Source organism: Diaminobutyricimonas sp. LJ205, assembly GCF_009755725.1.
Taxonomy (GTDB): domain Bacteria; phylum Actinomycetota; class Actinomycetes; order Actinomycetales; family Microbacteriaceae; genus Ruicaihuangia.
Genome location: NZ_CP046619.1, coordinates 1,644,493 through 1,662,596, shown reverse-complemented (window position 1 = coordinate 1,662,596; position 18,104 = coordinate 1,644,493). Strand labels below are relative to the sequence as shown.

Below are 18,104 nucleotides of genomic sequence, written 5' to 3'. Positions count from 1 at the left end.
CCAGCCCCGCATGTGGTGGCGCCGGTGCGCGACAGCACGGCGCCACCGCATACGTGGCTGACAAAGAAAGAGGTCATCATGAGTGCAATGTCCGACGTTGGTCAGGCTGAAGCGTACATACTGCATGGCGGATCGATTCACCCGATGGGAGACGACCACGGAGTTCACTCCGCGATCCTCGTCCAGGACGGGCGGGTCCAGGCAATCGGCGACATCGACGAGGTCCGAACTGCCGCAGGCAGGTCGACGCTCGAGATCGACCTTGAAGGCCGTTCGGTAATTCCGGGCCTCGTGGACACGCATCCGCATGCCCTTCACTACGGCGTGAAGGATGCCAGCGTCGTCGACATCTCCGAAGCGGCCGATTACGACGAGATCATCGCCCTCATCGCCGCCCACGCTCGCACCGTGCCGCCGGGAACCTGGATTCGAGCGACGCCAATCGGCGACCGCCGCTACTACGTGAAGCGCACCTACCGCGATCTCAAAGAACGAACCATGCCCGATCGTCATGTGCTCGACCGAGCGTCGGCTGAGCACCCGATCGTGATCGAGGCGACCGCGCCACGGACCCCGAACATCTGCTCAATGAACTCCATGGCGCTGCAGCTGCTCGGGCTGAACGATCGGATGCCGGAACGAGTCGCCGACGTCTGGGTCGACAAGGATCACGCCGGCCGGCTCACCGGGATCTTCCGAGGATCCGTGACGTTCGACTTCAACCTGGACCCGTATTGGGGACAGATCTTGTCGAAGATCCCCAGGGCGCAGCTCTCACATGCCGAGCAACTCGACGGGGTTCGCAGCGCCCTGCGCTCGCAGAACGCCCTTGGCGTGACCACGATCTATGAACCGCACTACATGACTGTTCCGCAGCTCGAGCTCTATCGTGAGCTTCATCGCAATGCCGAGCTCACGGTACGGGTGGCTGGCGCCCTGCAAGACGAGATGCGCGATGTCCTTCGTCAACCGTTCACGACGGCGGAGTACGTGGAGTTCCTGCAGGAGCTCGCGGTCGAACTCGGCCCTGGCGACGAATGGCTGCGCTTCGACTCGCTCGCCACCGGCTGGGGCGGCATGATCTGGGGCGGCACTTCGCCGACCATCGAGCCATACTCCGATCCCTACGGCAACCCCACCAAGGGTGCGCATTTCGTGTCCTTCGAGAAGGCTCGCTCGTTCATCGAATTCTGTGCAGACCAGGGCATTCACGCGGTTCTGCATGATGGCGGTGGCGTGACCGACGCGATTTTCGAGGTTCTCGAGCAACCTCGGGTTGTAGAGGCGATTCGCCGGCACGGCTGGCTCATCGCGCACGCGCCCGTCGTCACTCCGCGCACGATGGAACGGTACGCAGCGCTGGGAGTGAAGGCAACCACCTCTGTCGGCTTCACCTGGTCGCACGGCGACATGTACGTCGAGCGGATCGGCGAACACCTTCTGGCGGATGCCACGCCGCTGGCGAGGTGGCGCGACGCCGGGATCCCCACCGCGCACGGTACGGACTGGGGGCCCGGGCAGCCGTTCATGCACATACAGCTGGCCGAGCGCCTCGAGCTTGCCGGATCGGGACGGAAGCTGACCACCGAGCACCACAGTCTTTCCCGGCGGGAGGCGATAGCGGCATGGACATCTGTCGGTGCCGATGTGCTGCGCTGGCCCGACATCGGCTCGCTCAGGCAGGGAGCCTTCGCCGATCTGGCGGTCCTGGATAGGGACCCCTTCGAGTGCGAGGTGGACGAAGTAGGGACGATCGCCGTCACGACGACAATCGTCGGCGGCAAGGTCGTCTACGAGGCCTGACGCACTCACCACATCCCAGGCGGGCATGGTCGGCCCTGGATCGACGGTCCCACCGTTGCCCAGAAGCCGGCCATGTCACGCTTGGGATAGGATTCTCCACGAACAGCCCCCAGGTATCGCGGGATCCACGCGGCGGAGGCTGCACACTGTCCTTGATTTCGGTGGCCGGAAGGTGGCGCGCACGTGGCTGTGTCCTCGGATGAGCCGAGTCCCCGGACGGGAAGTGCGACTTCGATTGTGCTCAGCATCACCGGCCTTTATGTACGTCGGCTCGGTGGATGGATTGCGGCCGCGGATCTCGTGGCTATGGCCACGTACGCAGGACTTTCAGAACCCCTGGCTCGCACGGCCGTAACACGCTTGGGCAAGGGCGGGATTCTTGTGAAAGAAAAGCGCGAGGGGATAGCAGGGTACGCGCTCACCCCGCAGTCTGAGCGTCTCTTTGATCGAGGCGATCAGCGTATCTTCGAGGTCAGGGTGATGCACCCGGACGATCCGTGGTGCGTTATCTCCTTCTCGCTGCCTGAAACGCTTCGAGCTGATCGCGCCCAGCTGCGACGTAGGCTGTCGCGTATCGGCTGCGGCACAGTATCCCCAGCACTTTGGATCTGCCCGGACTATCTCCGCGAGGAGGTCCTGGACATCCTCGATGACCTCGAAATTCGGAAGTTCGCGGTTCTGTTTCGATCGGATCTGCCGACCGTCGACGGAGCTATCGAAGATTCGATCGCCCAATGGTGGGATCTCCCGCGTATTGCCGAGCGACACGCAGAATTCGCCATCCGGGCGGAGCAATTACTGGAAGGATCGCCCCCCGGCGACGCCGAGGCGTTTCGCCGCTACGTCAACTGCATCGACGCTTGGCGCGCGATCTCTTATGTTGATCCCGGTCTCCCCTTCGAGTTGCTCCCGAGCAATTGGCCCGGGAAGGCGACGGTTCCCTATTTCCGGTCGTTCTCGGAACGCTATGCCGACCGAGCTTGGGACTTCGCAGCCGAGCTCACTTCGCGGGAGCGTGCGAGCGCTCGTTAGCGCGCAATCGTGTTGGCCTTGCTGGATGTCGCGGGGGCCCAAAGAGACGTCGACGGCGCCTCAGTTGAGATGTTGAACTCGAACGCAGCGGTTTCATCGCCGACGCTTTCGGCCGACGACCGAGCCCCACGGCAGGTTTGGCAGACGGAACATGACCGCATGGCTGGCGCGACAGCCGTTCCGAGCCGGCCGCTGCGCACGGGATGAGGCCGGTCGTCCGCGCTCGCTCAGACTCTGCGGGACCGCGCCCCACCCCCGACTCTTGCGTTGAACGACGCTATCGCGTCACGCACTGCGCCTCCGACAAAAAGTTCCGGGCATCCGAAACACTGCTCCCTGGGACTCCGACGGGAATTCGTTGTCGAGCTTCCGACAAACAATGATCCTGTCCGTGCCGCTATCCATCGGAAGCACCGTCCGCGATGTACGCGACGGCTTGGATCTCGATCAATGCTTCTTGCTGCCAGAGCCTCGTGACACCAATGCCCGCCATCGCGGGGTAGTCGGTGCCGGCCATCTCCCGCCACTTACGACCAATCTCTCGCCCATTGCGTTGGTAGTCATCCACATCCGTGAGGTAGATCGTCACATCGACGAGGTCCGACGATTCGCCCCCGGCCTCACGAAGTGTGGTCAGAACGTTGCTGAACGCGCGTTCAAACTGTTCGACGATTCCGCCAGGGACGATTCGACCTTCCGCGTCGAGAGCGGTCTGGCCTCCGAGGTAGACAAACGGACCCGCCGCTACGCCATGGGCGAAGCCGATCGGCTTCGCTAGCGCTGGTGGGTTCACGATCTTGCGGGACATCACGATCTCCTTATGAGTGACACTTGAGTACTGTGGCGCATGCGTAATTATGATGATTTTGTAACGCACGTCTAGATTGTGACATACTCCTCACACCCGGGGAACTTCCGGCTGCACAAGGAGTTGTCAATGCGATTGCGCACCCCGCGCCGGAACAACACGGGCGTATGCCGCAGGGCCGAACCCACCCAAGTGGTAGGTGCTTCCTGCGTTCCGGTTCAGGGCACGATCGTGCGACAAGCTTTCCCGTGGGTTGCAACCTGCACCACTGTGCTCGCGCTGAATCACACGGTCGTCCCGACCGACCTCAAGACGAGGACACGAGAGGAAACTAGATGACGACCTCACAAGTTGGTGCTGACCTAACAGCGGCCCGGTTCTTGCAGGCGGTGTCGCTCACCGAGGTTGAAGCGCAGGTGTTTGATCGCGCCTTCACTGCCCTTCCGCAGTATGTCCCTTGGCCGAAGGCCTACGGCGGAGACATGGTCGCGCAGGCCGCTGCCGCCGCGATGGCTACGGTCGGAGAAGACCGAAACTTGCACTCCCTGCACAGTGCGTTCCTGCGTCCGGTTGAGATCGGTGCTGAGGTGCGCTATGAAGTCGAACTTCTCCGGGACGGCCGCGCGTACTCGACCCGACACGTTCGAGGCTACCAATCCGACAAACCCGTATTCGTTACCACCGCGTCGTTTCAGGTTCCGGAGGAAGGTCCAAAGTATTCTCCCCAGATGCCCGACGTGCCGGCGCCGGAAGATGTACCGAGTTCGGCCGAGTACCTTGGCGCTGTCCGAGGCGATGCGGCTGCATACTGGTCGGCCGGCCGGAGCTTCGATCTCAGGCACGTCCCCGGTCCCGTCTATCTCGCGGTGGAGGGGGAGGCATCGCCACACCAAGCCGTCTGGGTTCGGGCGTTCAGTGATCTTCCCGATGACATGCACATTCACCGCCTCGCCACAAGCTACGTGTGCGATTACACGATCCTCGAACCGTCGCTTCGGGTTCTCGGCCTGAACTGGTCCTCACCCGGCCTGACAACTGCAAGCCTCGACCACGCGATGTGGTTTCACGGCGACTCGCGCGCCGACGACTGGCTTCTCTATGTCCAGGAAGCTGTGGGCGTCCAGAACGGGCGCGGCCTCAATTTTGGTCGCTTCTTCGCACGTTCGGGTGCACTCGTGGCCACCGTGGCGCAAGAGGGCCTAATTCGACAGTACTGACCGCTGCCTTATGAAGGAGATACCGCGATGCCGCTGACGCCATCCGCTCACCTCGACACCTTTGCGCGTGACAACCTGCCGCCGGAGCACCTCTGGCCGACCTTGGAGTTCACTCTGCCCGAACTTCAGTACCCTGAGCGGCTCAACGCCGCTGATTTCCTTCTCGATCACACGGTGGCACGATTCGGACCCGATCAAGTAGCACTGCGGGCGCCAGTAGATCAGGACTGGGGCATGCCTGAGGACCAGGGCAATGTCTGGACCTACGGCGAACTCCAGAACCGCGTGAACCAAGTAGCCCGTCTGCTTACCGAGGACTACGGGATTGTGCCGGGCAATCGGGTATTGCTGCGGATTCCCAATAATCCGTGGGCGGTGATCACCTGGTTGGCCGTAGTCAAGGCCGGCGCCATTGCCGTCACCACCATGGTTGCATGGCGGCATACCGAGATAAGCAAGGTCGCGGAACGGACCCGCCCGAGCCTCGCCGTCGCGGACCACCGCTTCGCCTCCGAACTCGAGGGATCAATCGGCTCGGATGTGTCAGTCGTGATCCTCGGCGGTTTGGACGACCAGCTTATCGGCGCTTCGGCCACGAAACTCCGAGATTTTGTCGCCGTAGAGACCGCTGCCGACGACGTTGTATTGCTGGGTTCCACCTCGGGAACTACAGGTGAGCCGAAGATCACGGCGCACTTTCACCGCGACATCCTGGCCATTGCCGACACGTTCGCTCACCACACTCTTGGCATCCGTCCCGATGACGTGATCGCAGGATCCCCGCCGCTCGCGTTCACGTTCGGGCTGGGCGGTCTAGTGATCTTCCCAATGCGGTTTGGAGCCTCGACCTTCCTCATAGAGAGGACCAGTCCAGCCGCCCTCGCTGACGCCATCGAACACGAAGGAGTGAACGTGCTGTTTACCGCCCCCACCGGCTATCGGACGATGCTCAAGGAGGGACGCGAGGCCGCTCTGGGTAAGTTACGGGTGGGGGTTTCGGCAGGTGAGCACTTGCCGAAGGAGACGTTTGACGCAGTCGAGCAGGCGTGCGGACTGCGCCTGATCGATGGCATCGGCGCGACCGAGATGCTCCACGTGTTCATTTCCGCTTCCGGAGACGACATTCGCCCCGGCGCTACCGGTAAGGCCGTCCCCGGGTTTCGAGCAATGGTGCTGGATGACGACGGCAAGGAACTGGCGGCCGGTGAATTGGGACGGCTTGCCGTGATCGGTCCGACGGGCTGCCGTTACCTTGCCGACGACCGTCAGAGCGCCTACGTCCAGAACGGCTGGAACATCACGGGTGATACCTATCGTCGCGACGAAGACGGCTATTTTACCTATGCAGCCCGTTCGGACGACATGATTGTCGCGTCAGGTTACAACGTCGGAGCCCCCGAGGTTGAGGCGGTGATCGACACGCACCCGAGCGTGATCGAATCGGCTGTTGTTGCGCGCCCCGACCCGGACAAGGGTGCAATCGTGAGCGCCTTCGTGGTTCTTCATCCGGGCGTGCCGGAGGACGACCTCATCCGCGAGTCGATTCAGCAGACGGTGCGCGCGAACCTCGCGCCATACAAAATCCCGCGTCGGATTGATTTCGTCGATGTGCTGCCGCGCAACCCCAGCGGAAAGCTTCAGCGATTTCCCCTGCGCCAGCGCGCGCAACAAGAGGCGGCTGCCCTTATCCAGGTATCGGAAGGAACGACACAGTGAAAGTTGCAGTAGTTGGCGGCGGGCCGGGGGGCCTGTACTTGGCATCCCTGCTCAAGCAGCTCGACCCTGCCCACGAGATCACGATATGGGAGCGCAACGCTCCGGACGATACTTTCGGGTTTGGCGTCGTCTTCAGCGATGAGACTCTCGGTGGCATCGAGAATGCCGACACGGTGATCTTTGATGGAATGCAGCAGCAGTTCGCGCGTTGGAGCGACATCGACATTCACTTCGGCGGTACTAAGCAAACGGTCGGGGGACAGGGTTTCGCCGCAATGAGCAGGAAGGACCTGCTGCTGCTACTGCAGCAGCGCGTCCACGACCTGGGCGTCCATGTCAGATTCCGAACTGAGGCGCCAAACGTTGCGGAACTCGCGGCAACCCACGATCTGGTCGTGGCAGCCGACGGGCTGAACTCGCGCGTTCGGAATCAATATGCGACCGCATTTGAGCCCTCCTTGGACACTCGCAAGTCGAAGTTCATCTGGCTCGGCATAGACCGCGCGTTCGAAGCATTCACGTTCATCGTCAAGCGAACGGAATGGGGCCTGATGCAGGTCCACGGCTACCCGTACTCGGCGACCGAGAGCACCTTCATCGTCGAACTCCACGAAGACGTCTGGCGCCGAGCGGGATTCGACGCCAGCGAGTTCGAGGCGTTCGCCCCGGGGGTGAGCGACGAGCGTTCAGTGGAGAGGATCCGTGAGATTTTCGCGCAGGAGCTTGGAGACGCGACGCTACTCACCAACAACTCAAAGTGGATCAACTTTACGACCGTCCGGAACGAGCGATGGAGCCACAACAACATCGTGCTGCTTGGGGATGCAGCCCATACCGCGCACTTCTCCATCGGCTCCGGTACGAAGCTCGCAATGGAGGACGCACTCGCGCTCGCTGCAACGCTTCACGAACAGCCTGACGTGATGTCCGCGCTCGCTTCCTACGAGCGGGAGCGGCGGCCAGTGGTCGTCTCCACTCAACGTGCCGCTCAAGCTTCATTGGAGTGGTTTGAGAATATCGGGCAGTACGCGAATCAGGATCCCCTGCAATTCTCGTTCAACCTCCTCACTCGCTCGCGGCGCATCACATTCGATAACCTTGCCCTCCGAGACAAGGCATTTGCGCGCGCCGTCCAAGCTGGATTCGCTGAGTTAGTCGGTGGATACCCGGATACTCCAGCGCTGTTCCAGTCTCACAAGATCGGCGGCAAGCTCGAACTAAAGAATCGCATCGTCGTATCAGCGATGGACATGTACTCCGCCGTCGACGGTCTTCCCGGGGACTTTCATCTCGTGCATCTCGGAAGCAAGGCGATCGGCGGCGCGGGCCTGGTGATGACTGAGATGATCGCCCCATCAGAAGCCGGTCGTATCTCACTCGGAGATGCGGGCCTCTATACCGACGAACAAGCAGCCGCATGGCGCCGCATTGTCGACTTCGTGCACACGAATACCTCGGCGAAAATAGGTGCTCAGCTCGGCCACTCGGGCCGGAAGGGTTCCACCAAGCGCATGTGGGAGGGTATGGATGACCCTCTAAATGAGGGCGGTTGGGAGACTTTAGCGCCGTCCGCAGTTCCGTACGGTCCCGAGAGCATTCCGCCGCGTGCGATGACACGTGAAGACCTTGTCCGCATTCGGAACGAACACGTCGCTGCAACACGCCGCGCAGCCGACGCAGGGTTTGACCTCCTGGAGTTGCACGTTGCGCACGGGTACCTGCTTTCATCGTTTCTATCGCCCATCTCTAATCGCCGTCCAGACGAGTACGGCGGCAGTCTGGAAAATCGTCTGCGTTACCCCCTCGAAGTGTTCGACGCCGTGCGCGCGGCTTGGCCCCCCGATAAGCCCCTGATCGTGCGTCTGTCCGCCCATGATTGGCTTCCCGGCGGGAACACGGATGAGGACGCTGTGGAGATCGCGGCGGCCTTCATCGCTCACGGCGCTGACGGGATCGACGTTTCATCTGGCCAGATCGCTAAGGCTGAGAAGCCCGCTTTTGGTCGTAGTTATCAAACCCCTTTCGCAGACAAGATCCGCAACAGGGTTGCTCATGCCACAGGTGTCACGGTGATCGCCGTCGGCGCCATATCGTCTTACGACGATGTCAACTCGATCCTTCTCGCCGGCCGAGCCGACCTTGTTGCGCTGGGGCGCACACACCTGTGGGACCCCCAATGGACTCTGCACGCGGCCGCCCATCTGGATTACCACGGATCCGCCGCACAGTGGATCGCACCGTTTCGCGCTGGCTCGCGCAAGCCTCCGGCGGCTCGGACAGACGGGGTGCGGCCCCGGCTCGAGCTACTCAGAACCGAGGTGCCTAATCCCGAAACCACTCACACGCGCTGGATCGGAGGGCTTGTGACGTCCGTGCAGGACAAGGAGCCGGTCGCGGTCTGATTTCCGCGACGTGAGGTCACCGAAGTCGCCCGCGAACTGGGTCAGAGATGGACGACTTACCGCCGTTGCATCTGAACTAGAGGCTCGGTGTCTGTCGTCTTCGATGGCCGAGGATGCGCGCCGATCTGGGCGATGCCGGCCCGGTCGCCTGATCACTAGTCAGTGCTCCTGATCAGCTCATGAATCGTGGTGCGGTGCAGCTCGCGGCTGCGGACAACGCTGAAGTCCAGCTGCTCAAGTTCCTCGATGGCCCATCGGGAGCCTCGGTCGTTGACCACCCACACGCGATCGATCCCGGTGATCCGGTCGGGCAGTTCGTTGATTCGGTGCGTGTCATCCCAGAGCCAGGTGGTGCGGTGGTAGGGCTGGTCCAGCAGCACATCGTGCAGGCCGGCGAAGTGGTCGGGATACAGATGCCACGCTGAGCGGGCCTTGAGCGATGATCGGAGCTGGTCCTGGAAGAGCACTGCATCGCCGGTGGACGCGGATGCCCCGATGGTGGCTGCCACCTGCCTCCAGTCGCTCCCGTTCTTCGCATGCGGCTCGCGCTGCTGCACCCACGACGGAAGCGAGGTGCCGATGACGGCCGCAACGAGCAGCCAGGAAGCAAACCTGCGGGACGGGATGGCGACAGCCATCCCGATCAGGAGGGCCGCCGCCGGAGCCGTAAACGTCAGATACCTCATCGAGTACAGCGGAATCACCGAATGGAGCAGCAGCAGAACGACCCACGGCACGAACAGCCAGCAGAAGGCGACGAGAAGCAGGTCGGGCGGATGTCTGGGAGCCAGGAACCAGCTGCGATCTCGCGCGGAGCTGACCCCCGCTCCGATCACTGCGGCGATCAGCAGCCACGCAAGCGCGGCAAACCAGTCATTGCCGAACCACTGTTCGACCAGCAGCCGGTCGATGCGCGTTTGCGTCGTGTTCTCGAGGAACGAAACCTGATTGCGCTGGATGATGGCGAGCACGATCACCGGCAAAGCGATCGCCAAGCCAATGCCTGCCGCGCGAGCGAAGGAGCGAAGCGTCGACCGGGAGCGGGTCACGGACAGCAAGATGATCAGGTGCACGAGGAGCATGAGGGCGAGATAGAGGAATGCGTAGATGCTCAACGCAACGCCGATGCCATAGAGCAGCCAGCCCCGCCGGAGTGGGGGCATCCCGTCGTCGATGAGTCGCACGAACAGCAGGGTCAACCAGACTGCGCAGGCCGCGGAGATGGCGTATGGGCGTGTTTCGGTGCCCATCAGTGTCAGGCGAGGCAGCACGGCACAGGTAATGCCGGCGAACAGGGCGACCCGGGTCCCGTTCAACCGTGCCGCCAGCAAGGTGACTCCCGCCACGGTGATGCCGGCGGCGAGCGCACTGGGCAATCGAGTGGCGAACTCGGACGCTCCGAAGAGGAGGATCCAACCATGCAGGAACAGGTAGTAGGCGCCGTGTACGGCGTCGATGTTGACCAGCATTGGCAGAAGCGACGACAGGGGCCGCGTGGCCGACATCACGCTCGCCGCTTCGTCGCCCCAGAACGACGGATTCCACGAGCCGATCGCAGCTACCGCGGCACCAGCAACACCGAGCCCAACGGCCAATAGCCTCTCTCTGGTCGCTGAGCCTGGGCGCGGCACCGTCGGTGCCGGTGGCTGCGCGTTCAGTGACCGCCTCACGGGGCCAGCACACATCCCCGGAAGCCCTGAGTCAAGGCATCCGGTGACCCGCTGCCCGCAATGGATCCGGAACGCCGGGCACGCGACTGAGTACCGTGGGCCGTATGGCGAGCCTCAGCTGGCGTGACGTCACCGCTCGGCGGATGCAGCGCCATGGGCTCATCGACCCACTGGCGGGCGGCCCCGCCTCTGCGGCCCAGGCGATGCTGGGCGCACATGCGCAGATCATGGCGGCTGCCGAGGTGTCCATCGCCATCCGCTGCGCCGCACTGACCCGCTCCGACGTGAAGCGAGCACTGACCGAGGACCGCAGCCTGGTGAAGACGTTCGGCCCGCGCGGCACCGTGCACCTGCTGCCCACCTCGGATCTGCCGAAGTGGACCGGCGCGCTCTCAGCCGTACCTTCGCTGACCCAGCCTCCGGTGCAGCTGCGGTTCACCGGTACGCAAGCCGATGAAGTGATTGCGGCGATCGCCGATGAACTCGCCGACAAGGAACTCACCATTGACGACCTCAACGACCGGCTGACTCACTCGGTCGGCTCATGGGCCACCGAGCGGGTCATGCCCGCCTTTCAGGAGATGTGGCCGCGCTGGCGAATTCTGGTCTCGGCCGCCGCCAACCGTGGCGCCCTGGTGTTCGGCGCTGGCAGTGGCAGGCAGATCACCTACACCAGTCCGCGACGTCTCATTCCTGGCTTCGAACCGCAACCGGCAGCCTCCGCCATGGAATGGCTGCTACACAGCTATCTGCGGCAGTACGGCCCCAGCACGCCACGGGACTTCGCGCAATGGCTGTCAGCGCCGCGTCCGTGGGCCGAGCAGTTGTTCCGGACGGTAGCGGGACTCGAAGAGATCGAGGTTGACGGGTCCCGGGTGTTTCAGCTGACAGGCGATGGCGCGGTCGCGGCTGAGGTCTCCGGCATCCGGCTGCTCCCGTATTTCGATGCGTATGGGATCGGCTCGCACCCCAGGGAGTACGTGTTCCCAGGCAAGGCGCGACAGCGTGCGCTGGCGCGTGGCCAGGCCGGGCCGTTCCCCGTGCTGCTGGTGGATGGCGTGGTCGGCGGTGTCTGGCACTCGAAGCGCTCCGGCCGAAACGCGCAGATCACCGTGGAGCCATTCAGCCGGCTCACGAGAACTCAAGTACGGCAACTCGAGCAGGAATCCAACAAGGTGGCCGCCGTGCTCGAGGCACAGCCGACCCTGACCATCGGCGAGGTCACGGCGGGCCCGCACGCGTGAGGACGCGGAATCTCACGATCGGATGCCAACCCGATCATCAGCGTGGACACCATCCCGGTGGCGGCATAGCCTGCGGATGACGGTTGACGAAGAAGGTGCACCATGGACCGAACCCTCATCCCCAGCGCCATAGCCGGCACCATCGCACTGCTCGCCCTGTCGGGCTGCGCCGGCGAAACCGACACCACGACTCAGGGACCGGGAGACCGAGATCCGTACATCGGCAGCGCTCTCGTTCTCACCACCGCGGATACTGACCTGGGGGAGATCGTTGTCGACGAAGAGGGGCGCACGGTTTACGTCTTCGATGACGACGACCCCGGCACCAACTCGAGCGCGTGTGACGCGGCCTGCCTGGAGAACTGGCCCGCCGTCATCTCGCAAGATGACCCGACTGGCGAGGGCGTCGAGGGCGACCTCGGCACCTTCACTCGCGAAGATGGCTTCGAACAGGTCACGATCGACGGGCAGCCGCTGTACTACTACGCCGGCGACAGCGCGTCCGGCGACGTCAATGGCCAGGGACTGCAGGGACTCTGGTGGGCCGTCGACCCCGACGGCGACAGAGTCACCGACGGTGCCCAGAATGACGACCAGAACGACGAACAAGGCGACGACCAGGACGACAGCGGCGGCCTCGACTACTGACGCAAAGCGCAGGAGATACGCCAAAAGGCGTAGGCGTTCCGTGCCCGAGGTGCACTAATACGGCGGATTCGCGCCGTGCCCGCTCTTTCTACTGTCGAAGTATCACCGAACCGAGAACGGTTCGGCCCTTCGACAGATAGAGGACACCAGTGATCGAGGCAACCCGCCTGACCAAGCGATACGGCGCGAAGACCGCCGTCGATGATGTGACCTTCACGATCAAGCCCGGCATTGTGACCGGCTTCCTCGGCCCGAACGGCGCCGGAAAGTCGACCACCATGCGCATGATCGCCGGACTGGATCGCCCGACCTCGGGCACCGTCACCCTGAACGGCAAGCCGTTCGCCGAGCATCGTGCGCCGCTCCGCGAGGCCGGCGTCCTGCTGGACGCGAAGGCCGTGCACACCGGCCGCAGCGCCTACAACCACCTACTCGCTCTCGCGGCCACCCACGGCATTCCGACCTCGCGTGTCAACGAGGTGATCAACCTGACCGGACTCGAGTCGGTCGCCCGCAAGCGCGTCGGCGGCTTCTCCCTGGGCATGGGGCAGCGCCTCGGCATCGCCGCAGCACTGCTCGGTGACCCGAGCACCGTGATCCTCGACGAGCCGGTCAATGGCCTCGACCCTGAGGGCGTGCTCTGGGTGCGGCAACTGCTTCGCCACCTCGCCAACGAGGGCCGCACCGTGCTGCTCTCCTCCCACCTGATGAGCGAAATGGCGATGACCGCCGACCACATCATCGTCATCGGCCGCGGCCGGATCATCGCGGATGCCCCGGTCGGCGAGATCGTCGCAATGGCGAGCACACCGACCGTGCGCGTGCGCACCCCGCAGTCCGACGTGCTGATCAACGCTTTGCGCGGCCCCGACATCACGGTCACCCAGACCGCCGAGTCCGGTGCCCTCGATGTTGTCGGGCTCGACGCATCGGGCATCGGCGAACTCGCTGCGAGCGCCGGAGTCATCCTGCACGAACTGCGCACCATGACCGCCTCCCTGGAGGACGCCTACATGTCGCTCACGCAGGACCAGATCGAATACCGCACTACCGCGCTCAGCGGAACCACTTCAAAGGAGACCCTGTAATGGCCATCACGGCTGCCCCCGCCCTCAGCTTCCCGCGCATCGTGCGCAGCGAGTGGATCAAGTTCCGCTCCCTCCGCTCCCCGGCGTGGACCCTGTCGATCGCCGTACTGCTCGTCATCGGCTTCGGCGTGCTCGTCGCCTGGGGAATGACCGACGCCGCCCGCGTGGGTGCCAGTGCCCAGGCCAATGCCGAGGTCGGCGCCAGCGGTGAACTGGGCCTTGGCCCGACCGCCGCGACCATGGGCGTGTTCATTGCCCAGCTGGCGGTCGCCACGCTCGGTGTGCTCGTCATCTCCGGCGAGTACGGCACCGGCATGATCCGCTCCACCCTGGTGGCTGTGCCGCGGCGCACACCGGTTCTGGCGGCGAAGGCGATCGTGTTCGCTGTCGTGGCCTTCGTGGTCGGCACGATCAGCACGTTCGCGACCTTCCTCGCAACAGCCCCGATCCTCGCCACCGAGCAGCTCGACTCGACACTGAGCGACCCGGAGGTGCTGCGCATCCTTCTCGGCGGTGGCCTGTACCTCGCGGCAATCGGCGTGCTGTCGATGGGTGTCGGGGCAATCATCCGCAGCACAGCCGGAGGAATCGGCGCCATCGTCGCCCTGCTGCTGGTGGTGCCGAGCATCCTGATGCTGCTCCCCTGGGAGTGGGTCGCCACCGTGTCGCAGTACCTTCCGGCGAGCGCGGGCCAGCAGATCATGATGGAGGCCAGCGACACGGCTACCCTTGGCCCGTGGCAAGGCTTCGGAGTACTTCTCATCTGGGTGGCGGTGACGACCATCATCGCCGCGATCCTGCTGCGCAAGCGGGACGCGTAACCATCGCCGAGAACCAGACCCCGGGTGCCCTGCCGAGATGGCAGGCACCCGGGGATCTGCCGTTGCCGACCCCTCCCGGCGCCATCCGCCGATTCTGGGGGAGGCATCCGCGCGCGGTAGACATCCTGCTCGCCCTTCACGTCGTCCCGCTCATCGTCGTCACGCTCCTCCTGCCGGATGACGTCTTCTCCGGGCTTGCCCGAGGCGTGCACCTGCTCGGCTATCTGGTGATGGGCGCAGCGCTGCTCTTCCGCCGCCAGTACCCGATCATCGTCTTCATCGCCAACGCAGCCATGGCGATGATGATGAGCTGGCCGGACAGCTCCGACTCCAACTTCCTCGGGCTGCTGATCGCGCTCTACTCGGTAGCTGTGTACGCCTCCAGCAGAAGCGCATGGCTCGCTTTTGGGCTCGGCATCGCCGGGATGAGCGTGCCGGCGCTGCTCTGGGTGCCTTTCGACGACTGGGTGTCGTTCGTCATCACGCTGGTTGTGGCGATGCTTGTCGCCACCCTCATCGGCGTCAACGTCGGCAACCGCAAACGGTACACGGCGGCGCTGATCGAGCGCGCCGAGCAGCTGGTCAGGGAACGGGACGCCCAGGCGCAGCTGGCCAGCGCGGCCGAGCGATCACGGATCGCCCGCGAGATGCACGACATCGTGGCGCACAGCCTGACCGTGGTCGTCGCGCTGGCCAATGGTGCGGAGGCCGCTGCGACGAGCTCCCCGGATCTGGCGCGGCAGGCGATGCGCGAGGTCCGCGATGTCGGACGCGGTGCCCTCGCCGACATGCGCCGGCTGTTGGGCGTTCTCAGAGACGGCGAAGAGCAGGCACCGGATGCCGAGGACACCGCACTTCGCCCGCAACCCGGCAACGACGACCTCAGCTCACTCGTCGACAGTTACCGGGCCGCCGGCATGCCGGTGTCCCTCCACCTCACCGGTGACCCACCGTCCGCGGCGGCGCTTCAGCTGACGGTGCATCGCATCGTCCAGGAATCCCTGACCAACGTGCTCCGCTACGCCCGCGAGCCCACCAGAGTCACCGTGTCCGTTGTGTCGAGTCGTTCTCAAGTTGAGATCGATGTTCGGGATAATGGCCGTGGCAGGCAATCCAGCCCGGTCGAGGGATCGGGGCAAGGCCTGATCGGCATGCGTGAGCGAGTCGCGATCTACGGCGGCACGCTCGAGGTCGGTCCTGGCAGCGCCGGAGGCTGGCACGTGCACGCCGTGCTGTTCGCCGACCCCGAGGAGATCCGTGACTGAGACCGCCAGCCCGCTCGGCGTCCTGCTCGTCGATGATCAACCATTGCTGCGGATGGGTTTCCGCATGGTGATCGACGCGGAGCCGGACCTCAGCGTGATCGGGGAGGCTGGCGACGGCGCCGAGGCGATCGCGCTGGTGACAGAGCTTCGTCCGGATGTCGTGCTGATGGACGTGCGGATGCCTGGCATGGACGGCATCGAGGCAACCACCCGGATTGTCGAGGCACATCCCGAAGCCAAGATCATCATCCTCACCACTTTCGACCTCGACGACTACGCCTTCGCCGGCCTGCGGGCAGGCGCGAGCGGCTTCCTGCTCAAGGACGTGCTGCCCGCCGAGTTGCTCGCGTCGATTCGCACGGTGGCTTCCGGCGACGCCGCGCTCACACCCCGGATCGCCCAGCGGATGCTCGAACTGTTCGCGCCGCACCTTCCGGTGAACTCGGCGGCGCCGGCATCCGGTATCGACCCCAGGCTCACGGCGCTCACCCCACGCGAGGTCGATGTCATGCGCGTGCTCGCCGGCGGCCTCAATAACGCGGAGATCGCCGAGCGCCTCTACCTTTCCGAGGCCACCGTGAAAACCCACATCGGCCGCATCCTGATGAAGCTCGGCCTGCGTGACCGGGTGCAACTGGTGGTGCTGGCCTTCGAGACCGGGTTGGTCAGTCCGGGGGACTAGCCGCCCGCCCTACCTCCGAAACTGGTGAATGGACCGGGTCAACCGTAGACGGGTGGCTCGTTCGAGAGTTAACCTGCCCGGGACAGCGCGTCGCGCGCTTTGACCCGAGGAGAGTCTCCGCCATCCCGCAGGCGTTTCTCAGACCGTGCTCTCCTTCCTTCCCGATCAAAGGAGATCCTTGTGAGAAGAATGACCATCGTGGCCGCTGCGGCACTCGCCGCCGCGGCCACCTTCGCGAGCGGAGCGGTCGCCTCCGCTGCGCCGCTGCACCGGCCGGTGTTCCCGCCCGGCACCCCTGAGACCATCGCTGAAGGCCTGCTCACCCCACTGAGCCTGGCAGTGAGCAAGCAGGGCACCGTGTACGTCAGCCAGACCTTCGCCGGCACCCTGAACCGGGTGGACGACGATGGCACCGTCACTGAAGTGGCCAGTAGTGCTGTGGCCGGCAACCAGGTCGCAGCGGTGTCGACCAAGGGAAAGACGGTGTTCTATACCGAAACCGCGCCGGACCACTCCAGCGCCGTGCTGAAGGCGCTGCCCAAGCATGGCGACCCGTACACGGTCGCCGACCTGTACGCCCACGAAAGCGAGACCAATCCCGATCAGGTCAACACCTACGGCTTCGTCGGCCTGCCCGAGGATTGCGCGGCGCAGATCGATCCCACCGTTCCGCCCTTCCTGCCTGCCAGCTATGCCGGCGTGGTCGACACCAACCCGCACGGCTCGTTGGCGCTTGATGACGGTGTCTACATCGCCGACGCGGGAGCGAACGCGATCCTGCGGGCGGACTACGACGGCACGGTGGAAACCGTTGCGGTGCTTCCCGCGGGTGACCCGGTTGTCGCGACCGCGGAGGTGATCGCGATGTTCGGCTACCCCGAGTGCGCCATCGGTTACGAGTACCGGTTCGAGCCGGTGCCGACCGATGTCGAGCTCGGCCCGGACGGCTGGCTGTACGTGACCTCGCTGCCCGGTGGGCCCGAAAGCCCGGCACTCGGCGCCAGGGGAGCGGTCTACAAGGTCAACCCGGACACCGGCGAAACGATTCGCGTAGCCACTGGGCTGGTCGGCGCAACGAATCTGGCCATCTCGAAGAAGTCGGGCACCATCTGGGTCACCGAACTGTTCGGCGGTGCCGAGGGCACTGGTCAGGTTTCAGTCATCCGGCCGAACGAGAGCACACCGGAGCCCTACCTGGCACTGAGCTCTCCCGCGGCGATCGAACTGCACAAGGGCAGCCTGTACGTCACCACTGACGCCTTCGTGCCCGACGACACCGGAGCACCGCAGCCGATCGGCAAGGTGACGGTCGTGCCGCTCACCGGCAGTGGGCATGCCGAGGACTCCGCTCACCGCTGAGTCCTCGCAGACGCACACCCCGTTCCCAGCAATTCGGGGGGAGAGTCTGCAACAAGCGGGTGGACCCGCGCCACTTATGAGCGAAGAAAGGTGCCGACTATGGGTGTCGATGACAAGGCCAAGAACGCCGCCGAAGAAGCCGCAGGCAAGATGAAGGAAGCGGTCGGAGACGCGACCGACGACAAGGACCTGGAGCGGGAAGGAAAGACCGACCAGACCAAGGCCAACATCAAGCAGGCCGGCGAGAACATCAAGGACGCGTTCAAGTAAGCAGCAAGGTAAGGCCCGGGCGAGAGCCCGGGCCTTACCTGTGCGTGTGCACTCGCTGGGGGTTGACTGAGAACCCACA

At 64.3% G+C, this 18,104-nt stretch carries 15 protein-coding genes; 13 read left to right on the top strand and 2 right to left on the bottom strand.

The window, feature by feature from the left end:
• The first annotated feature begins 78 nt into the window (after positions 1 to 78).
• Entirely contained in the window at positions 79 to 1,803 is a 1,725-nt protein-coding gene (locus GO591_RS07930) for an amidohydrolase (protein WP_157156327.1), read from the top strand.
• A gap of 237 nt (positions 1,804 to 2,040) precedes the next feature.
• Positions 2,041 to 2,835 carry a PaaX family transcriptional regulator gene (locus GO591_RS07925; RefSeq protein WP_198295438.1) on the top strand — a complete coding sequence of 265 codons (795 nt, stop codon included), beginning with the start codon at positions 2,041 to 2,043 and terminating at the stop codon, positions 2,833 to 2,835.
• Between the two features lie 397 nt (positions 2,836 to 3,232).
• On the opposite strand, the gene GO591_RS07920 is transcribed toward GO591_RS07925, so the two are convergent.
• Positions 3,233 to 3,643, bottom strand: a complete 411-nt coding sequence (locus tag GO591_RS07920) for a RidA family protein (protein WP_157156325.1) — start codon at positions 3,641 to 3,643, stop codon at positions 3,233 to 3,235.
• A gap of 335 nt (positions 3,644 to 3,978) precedes the next feature.
• Between GO591_RS07920 and GO591_RS07915 the strand changes: the two genes are divergently transcribed.
• Genes GO591_RS07915 through GO591_RS07905 form a run of 3 tightly spaced genes read left to right on the top strand, consistent with a single transcriptional unit; the run spans position 3,979 to position 8,978 of the window.
• Complete coding sequence (locus GO591_RS07915) at positions 3,979 to 4,860, top strand: acyl-CoA thioesterase (RefSeq protein ID WP_157156324.1); 882 nt, start codon at positions 3,979 to 3,981, stop codon at positions 4,858 to 4,860.
• Positions 4,861 to 4,887: 27 nt separating this feature from the next.
• Positions 4,888 to 6,576: an AMP-binding protein gene (locus tag GO591_RS07910; protein WP_157156323.1), complete on the top strand. Its 1,689-nt coding sequence runs from the start codon at positions 4,888 to 4,890 to the stop codon at positions 6,574 to 6,576.
• Complete coding sequence (locus GO591_RS07905) at positions 6,573 to 8,978, top strand: bifunctional salicylyl-CoA 5-hydroxylase/oxidoreductase (RefSeq protein ID WP_157156322.1); 2,406 nt, start codon at positions 6,573 to 6,575, stop codon at positions 8,976 to 8,978. Before GO591_RS07910 ends, GO591_RS07905 begins: the two co-directional genes overlap by 4 nt.
• A 155-nt stretch (positions 8,979 to 9,133) precedes the next feature.
• Here the strand turns inward: GO591_RS07905 and GO591_RS07900 are convergent, their stop codons facing one another.
• Positions 9,134 to 10,573 carry a glycosyltransferase family 39 protein gene (locus GO591_RS07900; protein WP_157156321.1) on the bottom strand — a complete coding sequence of 480 codons (1,440 nt, stop codon included), beginning with the start codon at positions 10,571 to 10,573 and terminating at the stop codon, positions 9,134 to 9,136.
• Between the two features lie 179 nt (positions 10,574 to 10,752).
• Between GO591_RS07900 and GO591_RS07895 the strand changes: the two genes are divergently transcribed.
• The 8 genes from GO591_RS07895 to GO591_RS07860 all read left to right on the top strand — a co-directional run bounded on the left by GO591_RS07895 (position 10,753) and on the right by GO591_RS07860 (position 18,025).
• Entirely contained in the window at positions 10,753 to 11,892 is a 1,140-nt protein-coding gene (locus GO591_RS07895; RefSeq protein ID WP_157156320.1) for a winged helix DNA-binding domain-containing protein, read from the top strand.
• Between the two features lie 102 nt (positions 11,893 to 11,994).
• Positions 11,995 to 12,540: a COG4315 family predicted lipoprotein gene (locus GO591_RS07890; RefSeq protein ID WP_157156319.1), complete on the top strand. Its 546-nt coding sequence runs from the start codon at positions 11,995 to 11,997 to the stop codon at positions 12,538 to 12,540.
• Positions 12,541 to 12,689: 149 nt separating this feature from the next.
• Positions 12,690 to 13,628: an ATP-binding cassette domain-containing protein gene (locus GO591_RS07885; protein ID WP_157156318.1), complete on the top strand. Its 939-nt coding sequence runs from the start codon at positions 12,690 to 12,692 to the stop codon at positions 13,626 to 13,628.
• Positions 13,628 to 14,449 (top strand): ABC transporter permease, encoded by an 822-nt coding sequence (locus GO591_RS07880; protein ID WP_157156317.1) that lies wholly within the window; start codon positions 13,628 to 13,630, stop codon positions 14,447 to 14,449. Before GO591_RS07885 ends, GO591_RS07880 begins: the two co-directional genes overlap by 1 nt.
• A complete protein-coding gene (locus GO591_RS07875; RefSeq protein WP_167139480.1) occupies positions 14,365 to 15,714 on the top strand; it encodes a sensor histidine kinase in 1,350 nt (449 codons plus the stop codon). The genes GO591_RS07880 and GO591_RS07875 overlap by 85 nt, the downstream gene beginning before the upstream one ends.
• Positions 15,707 to 16,396, top strand: coding sequence for a response regulator (locus GO591_RS07870; protein ID WP_157156315.1), 690 nt, complete (start codon positions 15,707 to 15,709; stop codon positions 16,394 to 16,396). The genes GO591_RS07875 and GO591_RS07870 overlap by 8 nt, the downstream gene beginning before the upstream one ends.
• A 189-nt stretch (positions 16,397 to 16,585) precedes the next feature.
• A complete protein-coding gene (locus GO591_RS07865; protein ID WP_232466369.1) occupies positions 16,586 to 17,755 on the top strand; it encodes a ScyD/ScyE family protein in 1,170 nt (389 codons plus the stop codon).
• A 99-nt stretch (positions 17,756 to 17,854) separates the two neighbouring features.
• The gene (locus tag GO591_RS07860; RefSeq protein WP_157156313.1) at positions 17,855 to 18,025 is read left to right on the top strand and encodes a CsbD family protein; all 171 of its coding nucleotides are present in this window, start codon (positions 17,855 to 17,857) and stop codon (positions 18,023 to 18,025) included.
• Positions 18,026 to 18,104: the final 79 nt, after the last annotated feature.

Coding starts and splice junctions, on each gene's coding strand:
- GO591_RS07880 (WP_157156317.1), top strand. CDS start 13,628: ATGGCCATCACGGCTGCCCCCGCCCTCAGCTTCCCGCGCATCGTGCGC.
- GO591_RS07860 (WP_157156313.1), top strand. CDS start 17,855: ATGGGTGTCGATGACAAGGCCAAGAACGCCGCCGAAGAAGCCGCAGGC.
- GO591_RS07910 (WP_157156323.1), top strand. CDS start 4,888: ATGCCGCTGACGCCATCCGCTCACCTCGACACCTTTGCGCGTGACAAC.
- GO591_RS07865 (WP_232466369.1), top strand. CDS start 16,586: ATGACCATCGTGGCCGCTGCGGCACTCGCCGCCGCGGCCACCTTCGCG.
- GO591_RS07915 (WP_157156324.1), top strand. CDS start 3,979: ATGACGACCTCACAAGTTGGTGCTGACCTAACAGCGGCCCGGTTCTTG.
- GO591_RS07895 (WP_157156320.1), top strand. CDS start 10,753: ATGGCGAGCCTCAGCTGGCGTGACGTCACCGCTCGGCGGATGCAGCGC.
- GO591_RS07920 (WP_157156325.1), bottom strand. CDS start 3,643: ATGTCCCGCAAGATCGTGAACCCACCAGCGCTAGCGAAGCCGATCGGC.
- GO591_RS07930 (WP_157156327.1), top strand. CDS start 79: ATGAGTGCAATGTCCGACGTTGGTCAGGCTGAAGCGTACATACTGCAT.
- GO591_RS07890 (WP_157156319.1), top strand. CDS start 11,995: ATGGACCGAACCCTCATCCCCAGCGCCATAGCCGGCACCATCGCACTG.